General features: G+C 61.8%; 17 protein-coding genes. 13 read left to right on the top strand and 4 right to left on the bottom strand.

Annotated elements, in window-relative coordinates; translation table 11 throughout:
* The first annotated feature begins 422 nt into the window (after nucleotides 1-422).
* From ACW9IB_RS23895 to ACW9IB_RS23950, 12 genes are all read left to right on the top strand, one after another.
* Nucleotides 423-1,241 (top strand): ABC transporter ATP-binding protein, encoded by an 819-nt coding sequence (locus tag ACW9IB_RS23895; RefSeq protein WP_457415751.1) that lies wholly within the window; start codon nucleotides 423-425, stop codon nucleotides 1,239-1,241.
* On the top strand, nucleotides 1,238-2,002 hold the full coding sequence (locus ACW9IB_RS23900; protein WP_457366897.1) for an ABC transporter permease: 765 nt from the start codon (nucleotides 1,238-1,240) through the stop codon (nucleotides 2,000-2,002). The genes ACW9IB_RS23895 and ACW9IB_RS23900 overlap by 4 nt, the downstream gene beginning before the upstream one ends.
* 26 nt (nucleotides 2,003-2,028) lie before the next feature.
* Nucleotides 2,029-3,069: an ABC transporter substrate-binding protein gene (locus tag ACW9IB_RS23905; RefSeq protein ID WP_457366896.1), complete on the top strand. Its 1,041-nt coding sequence runs from the start codon at nucleotides 2,029-2,031 to the stop codon at nucleotides 3,067-3,069.
* Nucleotides 3,066-3,950 (top strand): PhzF family phenazine biosynthesis protein, encoded by an 885-nt coding sequence (locus ACW9IB_RS23910; RefSeq protein ID WP_457415753.1) that lies wholly within the window; start codon nucleotides 3,066-3,068, stop codon nucleotides 3,948-3,950. The genes ACW9IB_RS23905 and ACW9IB_RS23910 overlap by 4 nt, the downstream gene beginning before the upstream one ends.
* Nucleotides 3,947-4,408, top strand: a complete 462-nt coding sequence (locus ACW9IB_RS23915; protein WP_457415755.1) for a RidA family protein — start codon at nucleotides 3,947-3,949, stop codon at nucleotides 4,406-4,408. Before ACW9IB_RS23910 ends, ACW9IB_RS23915 begins: the two co-directional genes overlap by 4 nt.
* A 69-nt stretch (nucleotides 4,409-4,477) precedes the next feature.
* The gene (locus tag ACW9IB_RS23920; RefSeq protein WP_457366893.1) at nucleotides 4,478-5,098 is read left to right on the top strand and encodes a transglycosylase SLT domain-containing protein; all 621 of its coding nucleotides are present in this window, start codon (nucleotides 4,478-4,480) and stop codon (nucleotides 5,096-5,098) included.
* A gap of 103 nt (nucleotides 5,099-5,201) precedes the next feature.
* A complete protein-coding gene (locus ACW9IB_RS23925) occupies nucleotides 5,202-5,546 on the top strand; it encodes an FKBP-type peptidyl-prolyl cis-trans isomerase (RefSeq protein ID WP_457366892.1) in 345 nt (114 codons plus the stop codon).
* A 657-nt stretch (nucleotides 5,547-6,203) separates the two neighbouring features.
* Nucleotides 6,204-8,909, top strand: a complete 2,706-nt coding sequence (mgtA, locus tag ACW9IB_RS23930; protein WP_457415756.1) for a magnesium-translocating P-type ATPase — start codon at nucleotides 6,204-6,206, stop codon at nucleotides 8,907-8,909.
* A gap of 43 nt (nucleotides 8,910-8,952) precedes the next feature.
* On the top strand, nucleotides 8,953-9,669 hold the full coding sequence (locus ACW9IB_RS23935) for an MgtC/SapB family protein (protein WP_457366890.1): 717 nt from the start codon (nucleotides 8,953-8,955) through the stop codon (nucleotides 9,667-9,669).
* Nucleotides 9,670-9,967: 298 nt separating this feature from the next.
* Nucleotides 9,968-10,594: a response regulator gene (locus tag ACW9IB_RS23940; protein ID WP_457415757.1), complete on the top strand. Its 627-nt coding sequence runs from the start codon at nucleotides 9,968-9,970 to the stop codon at nucleotides 10,592-10,594.
* A gap of 6 nt (nucleotides 10,595-10,600) precedes the next feature.
* Entirely contained in the window at nucleotides 10,601-14,221 is a 3,621-nt protein-coding gene (locus ACW9IB_RS23945; protein ID WP_457415759.1) for a transporter substrate-binding domain-containing protein, read from the top strand.
* Between the two features lie 134 nt (nucleotides 14,222-14,355).
* Complete coding sequence (locus ACW9IB_RS23950) at nucleotides 14,356-14,778, top strand: chemotaxis protein CheY (protein WP_457366887.1); 423 nt, start codon at nucleotides 14,356-14,358, stop codon at nucleotides 14,776-14,778.
* On the opposite strand, the gene dkgB is transcribed toward ACW9IB_RS23950, so the two are convergent.
* Nucleotides 14,775-15,593, bottom strand: coding sequence for a 2,5-didehydrogluconate reductase DkgB (gene dkgB / locus ACW9IB_RS23955; protein WP_457415761.1), 819 nt, complete (start codon nucleotides 15,591-15,593; stop codon nucleotides 14,775-14,777). The two genes, ACW9IB_RS23950 and dkgB, sit on opposite strands and share 4 nt — an antisense overlap.
* 207 nt (nucleotides 15,594-15,800) lie before the next feature.
* Between dkgB and ACW9IB_RS23960 the strand changes: the two genes are divergently transcribed.
* On the top strand, nucleotides 15,801-16,196 hold the full coding sequence (locus ACW9IB_RS23960) for a carboxymuconolactone decarboxylase family protein (protein WP_078741834.1): 396 nt from the start codon (nucleotides 15,801-15,803) through the stop codon (nucleotides 16,194-16,196).
* Nucleotides 16,197-16,202: 6 nt separating this feature from the next.
* On the opposite strand, the gene ACW9IB_RS23965 is transcribed toward ACW9IB_RS23960, so the two are convergent.
* From ACW9IB_RS23965 to ACW9IB_RS23975, 3 genes are read right to left on the bottom strand one after another with little or no spacing between them, the layout of a single operon-like run.
* Complete coding sequence (locus ACW9IB_RS23965; RefSeq protein WP_457415762.1) at nucleotides 16,203-17,018, bottom strand: PP2C family protein-serine/threonine phosphatase; 816 nt, start codon at nucleotides 17,016-17,018, stop codon at nucleotides 16,203-16,205.
* Entirely contained in the window at nucleotides 17,015-18,448 is a 1,434-nt protein-coding gene (locus ACW9IB_RS23970) for a serine/threonine-protein kinase (RefSeq protein WP_457415764.1), read from the bottom strand. The genes ACW9IB_RS23965 and ACW9IB_RS23970 overlap by 4 nt, the downstream gene beginning before the upstream one ends.
* A 10-nt stretch (nucleotides 18,449-18,458) precedes the next feature.
* Complete coding sequence (locus ACW9IB_RS23975; protein WP_457366883.1) at nucleotides 18,459-19,337, bottom strand: c-type heme family protein; 879 nt, start codon at nucleotides 19,335-19,337, stop codon at nucleotides 18,459-18,461.
* Nucleotides 19,338-19,348: the final 11 nt, after the last annotated feature.

The following is a 19,348-nucleotide window of genomic DNA, read 5'->3' on the forward strand; positions in this document are numbered from 1 at the left end:
TGTCGAGCCACGGCGAGGCTGCGAAAGCGGTGGGTCAGGTGGCATCTGTGTCGGCAGTGCCGCCGCCTTCGCGGGCAAGCCCGCTCCCACATTGGATCTCTATCGCTGGCAAGAAAGCGCCCGGCGCGATGGCCCTGCTGACAGTGTTTTTTCCAGACACAGCAAGTCCTCTGTGGGAGCTGTCGAGCCCCAGCGAGGCTGCGAAAGCGGTGGGTCAGGTGGCATCTGTGTCGGCAGTGCCGCCGCCTTCGCGGGCAAGCCCGCTCCCACATTGGATCTCTATCGCTGGTGAGAAAGTGCCCGGCGCGATGGCCCAATCCCGCGCGTGATCCGGCCCGATTCCGTGCGCCGCAAATCTGTCATCCGTTCATCCTCTGCTCACCAACAACAAACAAGTCCGGTCGACCGGGCGAGGAGGGGCGGTGAGCGCAAAACCCTTTATCCGTTTTTCGGGCGTGCAAAAAAGCTTCAAAGTCGAGGGCCGCGCGTTCGTGGCCGTGCGCAATGTATCGCTGGAGGTCCAGCGCGGCGAAATCATTACCCTGGTCGGCCCATCGGGCTGCGGCAAGTCCACCTTGCTCAACATGACCGCCGGGTTGTTCGGCCCGACGATCGGCGAAGTGCATTACGACGGCGCTGAAGTCAGAGGCGTGAACACACGGGTCGGCTACATGACCCAGGCGGACCATTTGCTGCCGTGGCGCACGGTCGCCGGCAACATCGCCGTGCCGTTGCAGATTCGCCGCGTGCCCAAGGCCGAGATCGAGGCACGGGTCGAGGAACTGATGGCCCTGGTGGGCCTCAGCGGTTTCGGTGAAAGCTACCCCAACCAGCTTTCCGGCGGCATGCGCAAGCGTGCGGCCATGGCGCGCTTGATGGCGAGCGACCCGGAAACCTTGCTGATGGACGAACCCTTCGGCGCCCTCGACGCACAAATGCGCCTGACCTTGCAGACCGAACTGCTGCGCCTGTGCCGCAAGCTCAACAAGACCGTGTTGTTCGTGACCCATGACGTCGACGAGGCGATTGCCCTGGCCGATCGCTGCGTGGTGTTCGCCGGTCGCCCCGGCACTATCGATCATGTGTTGGACATTCCCCTCGAAGGTGAACGCAACCTGGTGCAGCTGCGCTCGGATCCGCGCTACGTGGAACTCTGCGCCGAACTCTGGAAGCGTCTGGCACCGGATGTAGCCGGTGCTGCTGACCCCTCTTCATTGGCTCACTCGCTGGAGGTCGTATGATCCAGGTTTATCGCTTGCTGTTTCTCGTGTTCCTGATGCTTCTGTGGGAGGGCGTGTCGCGCTGGTTTGGCGTGGAATTCTTTATCAGCCGCCCCTCGGCAGTGGCGCAAAGTTTGTGGAAAATCCTGCTCAACGGGGTGTTTTTCTACCACGCCGGCATCACCACGCTGGAGGCGGTGCTCGGCTTTTTCTTCGGTTCTCTGGCGGGCTTGGTCGCGGGTCTCGTACTCGGTCGCGCCAAGTGGCTGGCCGACCTGCTCGATCCTTTTCTGACCGCGTTCTACAGCTTGCCGAAAGTGGCGCTGGCGCCGCTGTTCATCCTCTGGTTCGGCATCGGCTTGCCGATGAAAGTCATCCTCACCGCCGCGGTGGTGTTCTTCCTGGTGTTCCTCAACACCTACAGCGGCGTGCGCAACGTGTCCCGCGAGCAACTGACCATCCTGCGCCTGATGGGCGCCAAGGAGCGCGACCTGCTGACCATGGTGGTGATCCCCTCGGCATTCACCTGGGTGTTCACCGGCCTGCGTCTGTCGGTGCCTTATGCACTGATCGGTGCGCTGGTGGGCGAGATCATCGCCGCCAACCGTGGCCTGGGTTATCTGCTGTCGGATGCGGCATCGCAATTCGACACTGCCGGAGTGTTTGCCGCGCTGGTGGGCATCATCGCCCTGGCCCTGATTCTGAACACGGCGGTGAAGCTGGCCGAGAGCAGGCTGATGCCGTGGAAAGCCAACGAAGCAGAACGTGAAGTCGCGGTTTAACCCCCCCTTGGTTGTGGAGATTGATCATGCTTAAGCGTTTCGTGATTGCCAGTCTGTTGTGCGCTTCGTTCCTGCCCGTTGCCCAGGCCCAGGACCTCACCAAAGTCACCCTCGCATTCCCCAGCGAAGGCTTCCTGTATGTGCCGATCTACGTCGCGCAGAAGCAGGGTTATTTCGCCGAAGAGGGCCTGAATGTAGAAGTGATCGTGTTCCAAAAGGGCGGTTCGGCGGCGCTGACAGCGGTGCTCGGGCGTGATGCCGACGCCTACGTCGGTCTGCCCGCGGTGGCGGTGCGTGCCCGTACCAAAGGCCAGAACGTGCAGGCCTTTGCCGCCGTGCAAACCCAGTTCGGCAGTACCGTGGTGATCGACGGCGACTCGGCGCGCAAGGCCGGTGTGTCGGCCACATCCCCCGTGGCGGCCCGTGCCCAGGCGCTCAAAGGCTTGAAGATCGGCGTGACCGGGCCCGGCAGCACCACCGATATGCTGGTGCGTTACCTGGCCAAGGATGCCGGCCTGAACCCGGACAAAGACTTCACCATCATGCCGATCGGCGGTGCGCCGAACATGCTGGCGGCGTTTTCCCAGGGGAGCATCAATGGTTTTTCGCTGTCGCCACCCACGGTGACCACTGCCGCCCAGCAGGGCGGGTTTGTGTTGATGGACCTGGCCAAGGGTGAATACAAACCACTGAATGGTTTCTTGTTCACCGCGATGATTGCCCGCGAAGACTGGCTGAGCAGCAACAAGGCCACTGCCGAAAAACTGGTGCGTGCGATCTGGAAGGCCGAGCATCTGATCGCCACCGCGCCGGACCAGGCCCGTGAGTCGGTACGCCCATACTTCGCCCACACCGACAAGGCCATCTTCGATGCCGCCTGGACTGCCTCGTTGCCGTCCTACCCGGCCACGCCACGGGTTGAAAGGGAGGGCGTCGAGAAAAATATCAGCTTCATGAACGCCGTCGAAAACGACCCTGTGACACTCGACCCGCAACAGGTCTACACCAACACCATCGTCGACGCTGTGGCGCCGACTGTTTCCACCCTCAAGGGAGAGGTTAAATGACGCCCGAGGTTCATCTGGTCAATGTGTTTCCCGCCACCCCCCGTGGCGGCAACCCGGCCCCCACCGTGGCCGTGGCGGACGGTATGAGCGACGCCGACATGCAGCAGGTCGCCCGTGATTACGGGCATGAGTGCGGCTTTGTATTCGCCGCGCCGGCGGACAGCGATTTTGATTTTGCCCTGCGTTTCTGGGTGCCCAACCACGAGATGGAAATATGCGGTCACGCCACTGTGGGGGCCGTCTGGCTGCTGGACCAACTGGGCATGCTGCACAAGGACCGGCTGGCGCTGTGGACCCTCAGCGGGCGCGTCGACGCGCGGGTGATCGATGCCGGCACGCCGCAGATCCAGGTGGAGATCAGCCAGCCCAAAGGCCAGGTGCAGACCTTGAGTGACCCACAGGTCGAGGCCGAAATCCTGTCTGTGCTGGGCATCTCCTCCAATGAGCTGGCGCCGCTGCCGATCCAGAACGCGTGCACCAGTCGTGTCAAAACCCTGGTGGCCTTGAAGAGTGTGGCGGTGCTCGACAGCCTCAAGCCTGACTATCGGCGAATGGAGCAACTTTGCGAGCGCATCGGTTCCACCGGCTTGTACCCCTACGCGCCGTCGGACCTTGAGGGCCGCCAGTTCGATGCGCGGCAATTTCCCAAGTCTTCGGGCTACCCCGAAGACGCCGCCACCGGTATCGCGGCGGCAGCGCTGACGTTCGGTCTGCTGGAAAACGGCCTGGTGACGGCCGATGACCGACCCGTGCATATCCGCCAGGGCCGGGCGATGGGGCGACCCTCGCAGATTTCGTTGCGCTTCCGTCGGGATGAAGCCGGGCAGGTGCGGGGGTGCTGGTTGGGTGGGCCGGTGGCCTTCGTTGAGGAGCACGCATGAGCATTCGTGAACGGATCAGCGCCCTGGGGCTGCAACTGCCGGACGCGCCGGGTCCCAAGGGCGATTATGTGCCCGTGACGCTTCATGGCGGGGTGGCGTATGTAAGCGGGCAAGTGTGCCGGCTGGGCGACAGCGTGATCAGCGGGCCGGTGACGGAACAGACTTCGCCGCAGCAGGTTTTGCAGGCCGGGCAAACCTGCGCGTTGCGCGCCTTGAGCGTGCTGGACCAGGCGGTGGGCCTTGAGAACGTCGAACGTATTCTGTTTGTGCGGGGCTTTGTGTACGGCGGGGAAGGTTTCCAGAGTTTTTCCAAAGTGGTCGACGGCGCCTCCCAGGTGTTGATCGATGTGTTCGGCGAGCAGGGCCGGCATGCGCGTTCGGCGGTGGGGGTGGCGGGGTTGCCGAGCGGGGGGATGCTCGAACTGGAAGTCACGGCGGTCATCAAAACAATGGCATGACACATCGCCATTCGCTTTGATGCGCGCGTAAACTGCCGGCCTTTTACGCGTATCTCGCAAAGGTGCACCTTGAGCGCAGGCAAAGTTGTCGGGCTGTTGTTACTGTCTTCACTGCTGGCGGCGTGCGGCACCTCGCCGCCACGCACGCCGAATGACCTGTGCGGCATCTTCCGTGAAAAGGACGATTGGTACGAAGCCGCCAAAGTCACGCAAAAACGCTGGGGCGTGCCGATCCAGGTGCCGTTCGCCATCATGTATCAGGAATCCGGCTTCCACCAGGACGCCCTGGCCCCACGCAAATACCTGCTGTGGATCATCCCCTGGGGCCGTGTCTCCAGCGCCGCCGGCTACGCCCAGGCCAAGGATGAAGTGTGGAGCGACTACCGCAAAAGTACCGGTCGCAGCGGCGCCAGTCGCCAGGACTTTGACGACGCCATCGACTTCGTCGGCTGGTACATGGACAAGACCTACAGCATCAACGGCGTCTACAAATACGACGCTTACGGTCAGTACCTGAACTACCACGAAGGCTGGGGCGGCTACCGCCAGCGTACCTATGCCGCCAAGGCCTGGCTGCCGCCGGTGGCCAGTAAGGTGCAGGCGCGCTCGCAGATGTATGCAGCGCAATATGCCGGGTGCAAGGATGATCTGGGCAAGGGGTTCTGGAGCCGGTTCTGGCGGTGGTTTTAAAGGTCCTGCCGTTTCTCGGCAGCAAGCCTGCTCGCCACAGGGACTTGCCAAAGCCACCTTGTTCTGGGAAAACCGGAGCCCTTACGCTGTCAACGAGAAGTCCATGAGCACCAAAGAACTGCAAATCACCGACATCCGCCTGGGCACCGGCAAGACCGTGGTCAAAGGCGCACTGATCACCACTCAATACACCGGCACCCTGGAAGATGGCACGGTGTTCGATTCGTCCTGGGAGCGCGGCAAGCCGTTCCAGTGTGTGATCGGCACCGGGCGTGTGATCAAGGGCTGGGACCAGGGCTTGATGGGCATGCAGGTGGGCGGTGTGCGCACGCTGTTCGTGCCGGCGCATCTGGCCTATGGCGAGCGGTCGATGGGCGCGCATATCAAGCCCGACAGCGACCTGCGCTTTGAGATCGAGTTGCTGGAAGTGCTGACGCGGGATGATTGAATGCTGCAGGTACCGGCGAGCCGGCTCATCACTTTAAATTAATTCAGACTTGCGAATTTGATTGTTCCCACGCTCCGCGTGGGAATACCGCCCTGGACGCTCCGCGTCCGCTTTTGAAGTCGTGACGCGGAGCGTCACAGGATGCGTTTCCACGCGGAGCGTGGGAACGATCGGTCAGCCGGAGGGTGATTACCTGACGCTGGTCCCGCGAGATCAAGTGGATGCACCTTCCTGAACCCATCCTGAAGAATCCTCTTATTCCCCTTACGGAAACTTTCCTACGGTTTACTCTCTTATCGTCGGGGCGTAAGCTTCGCGCGTTTTCATCAATAGCGGAGACCCTCAGTGGGTACTTGTTCGAGTGACAGTAGTCGGCCGGTTTCGGTAACCGGCACAGGCTTGGCAAGGTAACGCGCATTCTTCCGATGCCGTTGTCTCGCCACTAATCGCGAGAAGCGGCATCCCGGCAGCGGCCAGTCCTGGCACCTGCCCGATCCCTCTCATCGACGCTGACCAGCACCCGGCTCACCCTCGGGATGCTACGGACGCGCCTGCCGTTTGCGGTGGGCGGGCCAAGCCGGCTGTGCCTGTGTGACAGGCGCGGTGCGGATGGGCAGTACCTGCACGACGGTTTTTTCCTCGCGCAGGAGTAACACCATGAACCTCACTCTGCTCAAAGAGTTTTTTGCCGGCTTCCTGCGGACCCGGCACATCGCCCGGCATTTCCGCCGTCTGGCGATGCTCGACACCGTGACCGACGCCAGCGTCAGCCGCGAAGTGCCACCGACGCTGGCGCAAACCCTGGTGACCTCGGCGAACAGCAGTGCCGCGCAATTGCTCGACACCCTGGGCAGCCACGCCGAAGGCTTGACCCCCCAGGAAGCCGACGCCCTGCGCGTGCAATACGGTCTCAACGAAGTCGAGCATGAGCAGCCGCTGCCGTGGTGGGTGCACCTGTGGCATTGCTACAAAAACCCGTTCAACCTGCTGCTGACTCTGCTGGCTGTAATCTCCTGGCTGACTGAAGACATCAAAGCCGCCACGGTGATTTTCTCCATGGTGGTGCTGTCGACGCTGCTGCGCTTTTGGCAGGAGGCCAAGTCCAACAAGGCTGCCGATGCCTTGAAAGCCATGGTGAGCAACACGGCCACGGTGTTGCGCCGCGATGAGGCCAAGCGCATCGAATTGCCGATCAAGCAATTGGTGCCGGGCGACCTCATCGTCCTGTCCGCTGGGGACATGATTCCCGCCGATTGCCGCGTGCTCAGCGCCAAGGACCTGTTCGTCAGCCAGGCGGCGATGACCGGTGAATCGATGCCGGTGGAGAAATTTGCCCAGCAGCAGGACGCCAGCACCCGCAACCCGCTGGATCTGGACAATATTCTGTTCATGGGCACCAACGTGGTGTCCGGCGCGGCGACGGCGGTGATCCTGACCACCGGCAACAGCACCTATTTCGGCGCATTGGCCCAGCGTGTGACGGCCACGGACCGTGCGACCACCTCGTTTCAGCATGGCGTCAACAAAGTCAGCTGGCTGCTGATTCGCTTCATGTTCGTCATGGCGCCGCTGGTGCTGTTCATCAACGGGTTCACCAAGGGTGACTGGACCGAAGCGCTGCTGTTCGCACTGTCGATCGCCGTGGGCCTGACCCCTGAAATGCTGCCGATGATCGTCACCTCGACCTTGGCCAAGGGCGCGGTGTTCCTGTCGCGCAAGAAGGTCATCGTCAAGCGCCTGGATGCGATCCAGAACTTCGGCGCCATGGATGTACTGTGCACCGACAAGACCGGCACCCTGACCCAGGACAAGATTTTCCTCGCGCGCCACGTGGATGTGTGGGGCGAAGAGTCCGACGACGTGCTGGAAATGGCCTATCTCAACAGCTACTACCAGACCGGCCTGAAGAATCTGCTGGATGTGGCGGTGCTCGAACACGTAGAAGTGCACCGCGAGCTGAAAGTGGGCACCGCATTCCAGAAGGTCGATGAGATTCCGTTCGACTTCAACCGCCGCCGCATGTCGGTGGTGGTGGCCCAGGAAGGTTTGCCGCATCTGCTGATCTGCAAGGGCGCCGTGGAGGAAATCCTCTCGGTGTGCAACAACGTGCGTCACGGCGATAGCAACGAAGCGCTCACCGATGAGCTGCTGGCGCGCATTCGTCAGGTGACCGCGGCCTTCAACGAAGAGGGCCTGCGCGTGGTGGCCGTGGCTGCCCAACCGATGGCGCCGGGCCGCGACACCTATAGCCTGGCGGATGAGCGTGACCTCACGCTGATCGGCTATGTCGCCTTCCTCGATCCACCCAAGGAAAGCACCGCGCCAGCCCTCAAAGCCCTGAAGGCCCACGGTGTGGCAGTCAAGGTGCTGACCGGCGACAACGAACTGGTCACCGCCAAGATCTGCCGCGAAGTCGGTCTGGAGCAACAAGGTCTGCTGATGGGCAATGACATCGAGGACATGACCGACGCCGAGCTGGCCAAGGCGGTGGAGACCACCAATGTGTTCGCCAAGCTGACGCCGTCCCACAAGGAACGCATTGTGCGTCTGCTCAAGGCCAACGGGCATGTGGTGGGGTTCATGGGCGATGGCATCAACGACGCACCGGCGCTGCGCACCGCCGATATCGGTATTTCGGTGGACAGTGCAGTGGATATCGCCAAGGAAGCGGCCGACATCATCCTGCTGGAAAAGAGCCTGATGATCCTGGAGGAGGGCGTGCTGGAAGGCCGGCGTACCTTCGCCAACATGCTCAAGTACATCAAGATGACCGCCAGCTCCAACTTCGGCAATGTGTTCTCGGTGCTGGTGGCCAGCGCGTTCATTCCGTTCCTGCCGATGCTGCCGATGCACCTGCTGGTGCAAAACCTGCTGTATGACATTTCCCAGATCGCGATTCCGTTCGACAACGTCGATGCGGACATGCTCGCCAAGCCGCAGCGCTGGCAGCCGGGGGATGTGGGGCGCTTCATGGTGTTCTTCGGGCCGATCAGTTCGATCTTCGACATCACTACGTTCGCACTCATGTGGTATGTGTTCGATGCCAACACACCGGACCACCAGACCCTGTTTCAATCCGGCTGGTTCGTGGTGGGGTTGCTGACCCAGACGCTGATCGTGCACATGATCCGTACCCCGAAAATTCCGTTCCTGCAAAGCCGTGCGGCGCTGCCGTTGATGGTGATGACGGGCGTGATCATGGCCGTGGGGATTTTCCTGCCGATGGGGCCGCTGGCGCATTACTTCAAGTTGCAGGCACTGCCGTCGCTGTACTTCGTGTTCCTGCCGGTGATCCTGCTGGCCTACATGGGACTGACCCAGGCGGTGAAGGGTTTTTACATTCGCAAGTTCGGCTGGCAGTAACACCGTCTGGAGCGGTTGAGCGGCAAGATCAAAGGAGCAGCCCATGCAAGCAATCAACAATATCAACCTCAATTCGCTGATCGACACTCTGGTCAGCCTCACCGCTGCGTTCATCCTCGGGGGGCTGATCGGTTTCGAGCGCCAGTACCGCCAGCGCACGGCAGGCTTGCGCACCAACGTATTGGTGGCGGTAGGGGCGGCGATCTTCGTCGACATGGCCTACCGTCTGGGCGGTGCGGAAGGCGCGGTGCGGGTGGTCGCCTATGTGGTATCGGGTATCGGTTTTCTTGGCGCGGGCGTGATCATGCGTGAAGAAGGCAACGTGCGCGGGCTCAACACTGCCGCCACCCTCTGGGCCTCGGCAGCGGTAGGGGCCTGCGCCGGTGCCGACCTGATCCTCGAAGCGCTGCTGGGCACGCTGTTCGTGCTGGCCGCCAATACCTTGCTGCGACCGATCGTCAACAATATCAACCGTCAGCCCCTGGACGTGGTGTCGGCGGAGGTCACCAACATTCTGTATGTCATCGCCCGGCGCACCCAGCAAAAGGCTGTACTGGCCCTGCTGGAAGCCGAACTGGCGCGGTGCAACTACCCGGCCAGCGATGTCGATGTACGCCCCTTTGGCAGCGAGGAAGTGGAAATCGAGGCTACCCTGGCGGTGACATCGGTGGATGGCGACGAGCTGGATGCGTTGGTGGCGCGGATCTCCATGTCGACGCTGGTGGTCCAGGCATTCTGGAGCCCCAGCACCACGGAGTGATCCCGGGTTTGATTCTGGCGTGCGCAAGCTGAAATGCGCTACGTGAGGAAAAATCCTACATGTATTCGGGACTATCCCTTCAGTTGAAAGCACATTCCATTGTTAAGGTTGTGCGCTTGTGCCTGCCCGGAAACCCAAGTGCGGCGTTAAGTGATGGCTGTTTTTTCAATAAGAGGGGACTAGGACTGCCTGATAAGTCGAGGAGATTGATTCGTACCGCTTGTCGGAACTGTCACTTTTCACAGGTAGCCGAACCCCGCGTGATATGTAAGCGTATTGATCCTCCCAGGGGAGACTTATGAGCAAAGCGTTAATTGTGGATGATCATCCTTTTATCCGCGCTACCGTCCGGTATCTCTTGAAGCAGGAAGGTTTCAACGAGATCTTCGAAGCGGGCAATGGCGCCGACGCCATGCAGTTGGCTCGCGAGGAGCGCCCCGACCTGGTGATTCTCGATCTGGCGATGCCCAAGTTGGGCGGCCTGGAAGTCATCAGCCGAATCAAGGCGCTGGGCCTGACCTGCAAGATCCTGGTGCTCACCTCGTATCTGGCGGTGTTCTTTTCCACCCGTTGCATGCGTGCCGGGGCCATGGGGTTCGTGGCCAAGACCGGTGAGCTGGACGAGTTGCAAAAGGCGATCAAGGCGGTCATGTCCAACTACAGTTGTTTCCCCAGCCTGCCGACCAGTTCGGTGCGCCGTGATGACCTGCAGACCACCGAGGTGGCGTTGGTGGAATCGCTGTCGGACCGCGAGTTGACCGTGTTGCAGATGCTCGCTCTGGGCCTGGGCAACAAGGAAATCGCCGAGCAGATGTTGCTGAGTCACAAAACCATCAGCACCTACAAGACGCGGCTCAAGGAGAAGCTGCACATGTCTTCGGTGGTGCATTTGTCCAAGTTCGCCCAGCGCAATCATCTGATCTGACCCGACGTGATCACCCCCCGCGTGTTGACCCTCACAGCTATCCTGCTGATGGGGCTGATGCCCTGTGCGGCAACGGCCCTGGACGCGCCGCAGAGTCTGCGGCTGTTGGGCCATTCTCGTCTTGAAAGCCCCGACGTAACGCTGGAAGAAGCCGATTGGCGCTGGCTACGGGAGCGGCGCACGCTGGTGATGGGCGTGTCGGCGCCTGATTACGCGCCCTTTGACCTGACCAACAACAATGCTGAACTCGAAGGCATCACGGCCGACTATGCGGCGTTGGTGGGACAGGCGTTGGGTGTTGCTATAGAGGTCCGGTGCTATGACACCCGTGATGAGGTGATCGAAGCCCTCAAGCGCGGCGATGTGGACTTCCTGGGGTCGGCCAATGGTTATGAGGCCGCTGATGCCCAGCTGGTGCTGTCCCGCTCCTACGCCAATGATCAGCCGGTGCTGGTGACCCGAGCCGGTGATAGCCAGGCGCTGAGCGCCGATCTGGCAGACAAGCGTCTGGCGATGCTCTATCACTACATGCAACCGGATGCCGTTCAGACCTTTTACCCCCGGGCACAGTTGCAGCTGTTTGCCTCCACCTTCGAAGCCATTGGCGCGGTCGCTTTCGGTCAGGCGGATGTGTACCTGGGCGATGCCATCAGCACGCGGTACCTGATCAACAAAAACCATCTGAATAATGTGCGCATGGCGGATTTCTCCGCGCTGGAGGCCAACCCTTTCGGATTTGCCTTTGTTCGGGACAACACCCGTCTGTTAGCGATCATCAATGCCGCGCTCGCTGCCGTGCCGGTCAACCAACAGATGGAAATCCTGCGCCGCTGGAGCGCCGGCGGTGGTTTTCTGGAGGCCGACCGTTTGCGCCTTAGCGAAAGCGAGCAACGCTGGCTGGAGAAAAATCCTCGGGTGAAAGTGGCGGTCCTCGACCAGTATGTGCCGTTGTCGTTCTTTGATGAGCGCGGGCATTTCGAGGGACTCAGCGCCGAAGTGCTGTCGCGCATCAGCCTGCGTACCGGGTTGAAGTTCGATGTCGAGCCGGGCAGTTCGTTGCCTCGGCAAATCGCGGAGGTCGGCGACGGGCAGGTGGACATGCTGGCGGTGGTCACCCCCAGTGTCGAGCGTTCCGCGACAATCCGGTTTACCCGACCTTACCTGTCCAATCCCTATGTGCTGGTGGTTCGCGCCGACGACGAACACCTGGTGACGCTGGAGGATTTGCCCGGAAAGCGCCTGGCCTTTATCGGCGGCAATAGCCTGGGCGCGCAGATTGCGCGGGACTTCCCCGGCGTTGAGTTCGTGAATACCGACAACCCCGAGCAGGCCATGGAAGCCGTCGCCAGGGGGAATGCGGATGCCACGGTCATTTCGCTGATCAGCGCCCGCTACATGATCGCGCGGCACTATCGCGACAACCTGCGCATCACCAGTACCGTCGGCACCGATCCTGCCCGCATCACCTTTGGCGTCAACCGCAGCCAACTGGAGCTGTATTCGATCCTCGACAAGGCGCTGCAGAGCATCGCCCCTGAAGAAATGGATGAGCTGACCAATCGTTGGCGCAGCGACATCATCCTCGAAGACAGTTACTGGCTGCGTCACCGCAACGTGATCATCCAAGGGTTCGGCCTGGCCGCGCTGCTGTTGCTGGTGACCCTGGGCTGGGTAGCCTATTTGCGCAGTCTGATTCGCAAACGTGCCCAGGCCGAGCGGGCGTTGAGCGATCAGATGCGATTCATGAGCGTGCTGATCGACGGCACTCCCCACCCCATCTACGTGCGTGACCGTCAGGGCCGATTGATGGCCTGCAATAACGCTTATCTCGATGTATTTGGCTTCAAGCTGGACAACGTGATCGGCAAGACCGTGGTGGAGACCGACACCGGCAACCCGCCCCAGGCCCAATCGTTCCACGCCGATTACCTGCGGCTGATGGAGCAGGGCGAGCCGCAGATTCATGACCGGGTGCTCAAGGTGCCCAGCGGAGAAGTCCTGACCATTTACCAATGGATGCTGCCGTACCGTGACGGCGATGAGAAGGTGGTCGGCATGATTGCCGGCTGGGTGGATGTCAGCGAGCGCCAGCGGTTGCTGGGGCAGTTGCGCGAGGCCAAAGAGGACGCGGATGCCGCCAACCGCGCCAAAACCACGTTCCTGGCGACCATGAGCCATGAAATTCGCACGCCCATGAATGCGGTGATCGGCATGATCGAGCTGGCCTTGAAAAACGCCGAGCAAGGCCGCGCTGACCGGGATGCGCTGGAAGTGGCATCGGTGGCGTCCCGGGGGATGCTGGAGTTGATCGGCGACATTCTGGATATCGCACGAATCGAGTCTGGTCATCTGTCCCTGAGCCTGGCACCGGCCAATCTGCATGAGCTGCTGACCTCTGCGGCGCGGGTGTTCGAAGGGCTGGCCCGGGACAAGGGTTTGTCGTTGCGGGTGGAACTGGACCCGCTGATCGATCATTGGGTATTGATCGACCCGTTGCGATTCAAGCAAGTGGTCTCGAATCTGTTGGGCAACGCCATCAAGTTCACGGCCCGTGGCCAGGTGCGGCTGGGCGCCCAGGGCGCGCCGGCACTGGCTGGCGGCCACCTGAACCTGCGTCTGTGGGTGGAGGACACGGGGCCGGGGATCAGCGCCGAGGACCAGAAGCGTTTGTTCAACCCCTTCATCCAGGGTCGCAACCCTGAGCAATCACAGCGCAGCGGCTCCGGGCTCGGGCTGGTGATCAGTCGCAACCTGTGCGAAATGATGGGCGGACAGTTACACCTCAACAGTGTGCCGGGGCAGGGTACGCGGGTGGATGTGACCCTGGCGCTGGCCCTGACCACGACGGCGCCTGTGCGCCTTCCAGAGGTGGCCCAGCCGGCCCCTTCGACCCGTACGCTGAATATCCTGGTGGTGGATGACTATCCGGCCAATCGCCTGCTGCTGGCCCGGCAGTTGGCTTTCCTGGGGCATCGCATCACGACCGCCGAAGACGGTGTCCAGGCCCTCGAGCAATGGCAGGTCGGGGGCTTCGATGGGGTTATCACCGATTGCAACATGCCCCTCAAGGACGGTTATGCACTGGCGCGCGATATCCGTGCCCGTGAGCGCGAACTGGGTTGGGCACCCTGCTTGCTGCTGGGGTTCACCGCCAATGCCCAGTCGGAAGAAGCCGAGCGCTGTCGGCAGGCGGGCATGGACGGTTGCCTGTTCAAACCCACCGGGCTTGAAGACCTGCGTACCGCCCTGGCATCGCGCACGGCCAGTGTGTGCGAGCCGGCAGCCCAGGCCGTATTTGACTTGAGCACCCTGGTCGCGCTGACGGGCGATGATCGTGCGGCACTCAAGGAACTGCTCGAACCGCTGCTCGACAGCCTGGCGGCGGATAGTGAGTTGTTGCCGGCCCTGGCGCAGCAGGCAGATTTTGCTCGGCTACATGACCTGGCCCACCGTGCCAAGGGCGGGGCGCGCATGGTCAAGGCGCATACGCTGATCGCCTGTTGCGAGGCGTTGGAGGAGGTCTGCGAAAGCTCGGTGCCTGATGCATTGGACGAGGCCGTTGAAGCCGTGTCCCAGGCCATCGACCATTTGCAGCACAGCCTGACGCTGTACATCAATCAGGCTTGACCCGCGCTGACAGCCACTCAGAGGGTTTGGGAGAACTCCTACATGAAGGGGGAACAAGCCTGATTTTGTCTTCGAGGTATGTCTGGAGAATGGGCCACGCTCACTGACGAGTACTGCCTACCCAGGGGTTTGCCATGCCGAACAAAGCACTGACCATCCTGATTGCCGATGAACAGCACCTGCAACGCTTGTATATCGAAAAGATGCTCAACCGGTTGGGCTACCACCGGATCGTCCCGGTCCAGAGTTTCGAAGAGGTGCGGATTCTCACCGCCATCCCGGCCGAGCCGTTCGATGTGCTGATCATCAATGCCGGGTTGGCCGTCCATGCCAGTGGGCCCCAACCCCAGGTGCGCCATGTGCTGGTCTACGACCACCTGAACCTGGGCGAGTCCGTCGGTGCGACGCCGGCGGTGCTGGTCAGGCTCGCGGGCGTGCCGGACAGCGTCAACCTCGAACACTTCATGGACATCATCGACCCACCCGAGGCCAACGCGGGCCTGCGGGTGTTGCCGTGGTTGCGGGAGCTGTCCCGCAACGCCGTCGCCGGAGGTTAGTCCCACTGCGGCGCGAGGCCCTTGGGGCTGGTCAGCCGATGGCCACGCTCCAGGCTGGCAATCTGTTGCATGTCTGCCGTGCTCAAGGTCAGTTGCAGGGCCTTGAGATTACTCTCCAGGTTGGTGCGCTGGGTCGACGAAGGAATGACCGCGTAACCCGACTGCATGGCCCAGGCCAGGGTGACTTGTGCGGGGGTGGCGCCATGGCGCTCGGCGATCTGCTGGATCACCGGGTCCTTCAGTACTTCACCGTAGGCCAGCGTCATGTAGGAGGTGATTTGGATGCCATGGGCGGTGGCGAACTCCACCACCTTGCGGTTTTGCAGGTAGGGGTGAAGCTCAATCTGGTTGGTCGCGATATGCTCGGCACCGACGGCGGCAATCGCCTGTTTCATCAGGTCGATAGTGAAATTGGAAATGCCGATCTGACGGGTCAGGCCCAGGCGCTTGGCTTCCAGCAACTGGCCCATGAACTCGGCGACGGGGACCTGGTCTTCCGGCGATGGCCAATGGATCAGGGTCAGGTCCAGATAGTCGGTTTTCAGCTTGCGCAGGCTTTCGCGCAGGCTGGGAATCAGCTGGTCTTGCGCGAAATGCGCGACCCAGATTTTGCTGGTGATGAACAGCTCTTCACGAGGTACGCCGCTGTCGGCAATGGCCTGACCGACGTCGGCTTCATTCTCGTAGATCTGCGCGGTGTCGATGGCGCGGTAGCCCAGTTCCAGGCCGGTGCTGACCGAGTCGATCACCACCTGGCCTTGCAGGCGAAAAGTGCCGAGGCCAAAAGCGGGGACGGTTTGCGTAGGGATGGACATCAATCTCTCCTCAAGGGCATGTAAACAATGGAGTGGAGTATCCGCCCGTCGTTCCTTCGGAAAAACCGTCCCACACGAAAAGGACTTTTGACCACAGGTCAAGAGTGGTGGTGTTCTGGGGCCCGTTGCAAAAAACATGCGGCTTCACTTGCCAGAGTCGGGCATCGCGCGGTATTTCAGAAAGCCCTTCTCCATGCGGAAATTGCCATGACTCAGCACCTCACCGAATATGCCGACGCCAGCCCTGAAGTGCGTGCGGTCTACGACGACATCATGCAAACGCGCAAGGTCGACCAGGTGAACAACTTCTGGAAATGCCTGGCGGCCCATCCGCCGACCTTGCGCCGTACCTGGGAAAGTCTGAAGGAGATCATGGCGCCGGGAGCGCTGGATCCACTCACCAAAGAACTGCTCTACGTCGCTGTGAGCGTCACCAATAACTGCCCGTACTGCATCGCCTCCCACACCGCCGCCGCACGCAAGGCGGGTATGACCGATGCAATGTTCGGCGAGTTGCAGGCCGTGGTCGGCATGGCCAATGAAACCAACCGCCTGGCCACCGGCTACCGGGTGCCGGTGGACGAGGCGTTCAAGTTGCCGTGAAGTCCGTCACGCGTCGAACCAGGCCAGCAGCACCGTCACGTTATCGCGCCCGGCGTATTCCCGGGTGAGGTTGACCAGCCGTTGGCAGGCGGTGTCCAGCGTGTCACGGCGGGCTACCGCCAGCACCTGCACCATTTCCTGATGGGGCACGCAACCGTGCAGACCGTCGCTGCATAGCATCAACACATCCCCCGGCTGCACCGGTTGGACGCGTACCTGCGGTTCGACCCGGGGCCCCGGGCCGATGGCTTGCAGCAGCAGGTTGCGTGCAGGCAGGCGGTCGACTTTGCCGGCTTCGAGCGCTTGCTGGTACCAGGTCTGGTCGCGGGTCAGCAGGCTCAATTCGCCGTCGCGGTAACGGTACAAACGGCTGTCACCGACATGGAACACCAGCAGCGGCCCATCGCTTTGCGGGCGCCAGAGGCCGGTGAGCGTGGTGCCCATGCCACTGCCTTCGCTCATCTGCCGCGCCACATTCTGCTGATAGACGCATTGGTTCACCTGATCGATGGCACTGTGCAACAGGCCGGCGGCTTGCATGTCCGGGTCCGACCAGGTGGCATCGGGGTCGCCATTCTCGTCGAGCGTTTCGACGCTATGGGTTTTCAGTGTCTGGCGCAGGCTGATCAACGCTTCGGCACTGGCCAGCGCGCCGGCTTCATGGCCGCCCATGCCGTCTGCTACGGCAAGTAGCCTGAGGCTCGGCTCCACCAGAAAGTTGTCTTCGTTACTCTGGCGCACCGTGCCGACATCACTGACCCCATAGGCGACCGCTGAGGCCAGACTATGGGGCCCGCAGGCGCTGAGTGGGGAGTCGGTCATGGAAGGGGCTCGAAGCTGGTGAGGAACGTCAGGCGCTGGGCCTCGCTCTCGATGTGTTCGGCCAACAATTGCAGGAACGGTTGGCGCAGGGAGGTGGCCCGCAAGGCACGGCTGACCACGATGCGGGCGATAGGGCCGATCAGCACGGCGAGGCGGCGCTCGGCCATGTTTGCAAAGTCAGTATCTATCTGCGTGACGGGGGCTTCGGTGAGGCCGGTGACTTCAGTGGGTAGCGCCGTCGGTTCGCTGACCGGCTCGGGTACCGCCGTGGGTGGGTTGAGCCTTTGGAACAGCGACTGACTGGCGCTGGCAAACTGTTCGCGGCCACGCTCTGAAGGGATATGGGGCAACAGCGAGGCGCAGATGGCGTCGAAGTCGTCGGCGCCATTGAGGCTCTTGCGTACCAGAAATCGTGCCAGCGGCCCGATCTGATGGGACAGCAAAGACTCCAGTTCGGGCATCACCGCCAGCTTCCAGGGCGTCAGGGTTTCCACGGCTTCGGTCACCGCGCCCGTACCGGTGGGCAAGGGCGTGACGCCACTGCTCAGCGGTTGGTTGGGACGCATCAGTACCGTACGGTCATCGTCGATTTCCGCGTTGGTCCAGGTGCCGGTAGTGGTACCGAGCAACGCTTCCAGATCATCGAGAAATGCCTGCGCCGAGGCGTAACGCTCGGCGGGGCGCTTGGCCAGAGCGCGTGCGATCACATTGTCCAGTGCCGGGTCCAGCGCCAGGTTCAGGGACGAGGGCGCCACCGGGGTCTGGTTGAGAATCTGCTGCATGACCATGGTGGCAGAGCCGGAAAATGGCCGCTCGCCGGTGAGCAACTGGTACAGCACGATGCCGGCGGAAAACACATCGGAGCGACCGTCGATCAACTCACCACAGAACTGTTCAGGTGACATGTAGCTGGGCGTGCCGATCATCGAACCGGTCTGGGTGAGGGTGGACGAGTCGAGGCGTGCCACACCGAAGTCTGTGACTTTCACCTGGTTGTCGGCGGTGATCAACAGGTTGGCCGGTTTGATATCACGGTGCACCACACCCTTGGAGTGGGCATATTGCAGGGCCAGCAGCAACTGGCGCATCCAGCCCAGGCTGTGGCTCAGATCGCGGGGTGTCTGCGCCGCCAGCAGGGTGTTGAGGGGCGTACCTTCGACGAACTCCATGGCAATGTAGGCCGAGCCTTCGTCTTCGCCGTAGTCGTACACGCCGACGATATTGGGGTGCATCAGCCGGCCAGCCGCCTGGGCTTCGTTCTTGAAGCGGCTGACCAGCTCGGCGTGCTGGCTGTCGCCGAACAGCTCTTTGCGGATGGTCTTGAGCGCCACGGTGCGTGCGATATTCGGGTCGAACGCTTTGTACACCGTGCCCATGGCACCTTTGCCGAGCACGCTGTCGATGCGGTATTTGCCCAGTTGTTCAAGCATGATCGGGCACCTATTCCTCAAGCATCTTCATGGCGCTGACCAAGCTGGTGCGCATACGGCCAAAGGACTGGCCCAGGCGTGCCAATTCATCGTTGCCACTGACGTCCATCTGCGGCACGTCGGTTTCACCCAGGCTGACGCGGTCGGCCAGGGCTGACATCTGCCGCAGGCGACGGGTGACAAACAGGTGCACCGCTACGTTCAGCGCGACGAACAGCACGGCGAAGATGCCCAGCATCGACAGCATGTAGCTGTGCAGCAGGCTCCGGGCGCGCTGTAGCGGCAAGTCGAGCGGTACGGTCACCAGTTGCGCACCGATGGTGTCGTTGAGTTTCCAGCCGAAGCCGTTGACCGGTCCGTAGATGTCCACCATGGTTTTCGGCGCCGCGTCCGGCGTACTGTGGCAGGCCAGGCAAGCACCGTCCTTGATCTGGATGGGCCGCGCGATGTACAGCGCCGCCCCCCTCTCATCATTGCGCTCGCCGACCATTTCGTCGGTCTGCGGCTGGCTGCGCAGGGTGCTGATCAGGGACTTTTCCCAATCATTGGCCAGGTCGCGCGGGTTGGTAGGGTTGAGGGTGGCTTCCTTGTAGGCATAGTCCGGGTAGGACTTGAGCAATTCCTGCAGGTGCGAGATGGCGGCAAAATCCGGGACCGACTGCGGCAGGAACTGGAACTTCAGGCGGTTCTCCAGCAAGGGCACGATCTGCTCTGCGGTGTAGGTGCTGGCGGCGGAGGCCGAGCGCATCAGCATGCGCGCGGTTTCCAGGGTTTCCCGACGCGCACTCTGTTGCAGCATGTAGTGGGTGGAAAGACTGGTGGCGATAAATCCGACGATAAACACCGCCAGGAACACCACGTTGAATTTGACCGCAAGTGACAGTTTCATAATTACCTTCG

It is taken from the genome of Pseudomonas sp. SDO524_S393, from assembly GCF_054071875.1.

What these genes read in the sequence shown, in the direction of transcription:
- ACW9IB_RS23975 (WP_457366883.1), bottom strand. Translation starts at nt 19,337, where the DNA reads ATGAAACTGTCACTTGCGGTCAAATTCAACGTGGTGTTCCTGGCGGTG.
- ACW9IB_RS23940 (WP_457415757.1), top strand. Translation starts at nt 9,968, where the DNA reads ATGAGCAAAGCGTTAATTGTGGATGATCATCCTTTTATCCGCGCTACC.
- ACW9IB_RS23960 (WP_078741834.1), top strand. Translation starts at nt 15,801, where the DNA reads ATGACTCAGCACCTCACCGAATATGCCGACGCCAGCCCTGAAGTGCGT.
- ACW9IB_RS23905 (WP_457366896.1), top strand. Translation starts at nt 2,029, where the DNA reads ATGCTTAAGCGTTTCGTGATTGCCAGTCTGTTGTGCGCTTCGTTCCTG.
- ACW9IB_RS23965 (WP_457415762.1), bottom strand. Translation starts at nt 17,018, where the DNA reads ATGACCGACTCCCCACTCAGCGCCTGCGGGCCCCATAGTCTGGCCTCA.
- ACW9IB_RS23935 (WP_457366890.1), top strand. Translation starts at nt 8,953, where the DNA reads ATGCAAGCAATCAACAATATCAACCTCAATTCGCTGATCGACACTCTG.
- ACW9IB_RS23900 (WP_457366897.1), top strand. Translation starts at nt 1,238, where the DNA reads ATGATCCAGGTTTATCGCTTGCTGTTTCTCGTGTTCCTGATGCTTCTG.
- ACW9IB_RS23910 (WP_457415753.1), top strand. Translation starts at nt 3,066, where the DNA reads ATGACGCCCGAGGTTCATCTGGTCAATGTGTTTCCCGCCACCCCCCGT.
- dkgB (WP_457415761.1), bottom strand. Translation starts at nt 15,593, where the DNA reads ATGTCCATCCCTACGCAAACCGTCCCCGCTTTTGGCCTCGGCACTTTT.
- ACW9IB_RS23925 (WP_457366892.1), top strand. Translation starts at nt 5,202, where the DNA reads ATGAGCACCAAAGAACTGCAAATCACCGACATCCGCCTGGGCACCGGC.
- ACW9IB_RS23970 (WP_457415764.1), bottom strand. Translation starts at nt 18,448, where the DNA reads ATGCTTGAACAACTGGGCAAATACCGCATCGACAGCGTGCTCGGCAAA.
- ACW9IB_RS23915 (WP_457415755.1), top strand. Translation starts at nt 3,947, where the DNA reads ATGAGCATTCGTGAACGGATCAGCGCCCTGGGGCTGCAACTGCCGGAC.
- mgtA (WP_457415756.1), top strand. Translation starts at nt 6,204, where the DNA reads ATGAACCTCACTCTGCTCAAAGAGTTTTTTGCCGGCTTCCTGCGGACC.
- ACW9IB_RS23950 (WP_457366887.1), top strand. Translation starts at nt 14,356, where the DNA reads ATGCCGAACAAAGCACTGACCATCCTGATTGCCGATGAACAGCACCTG.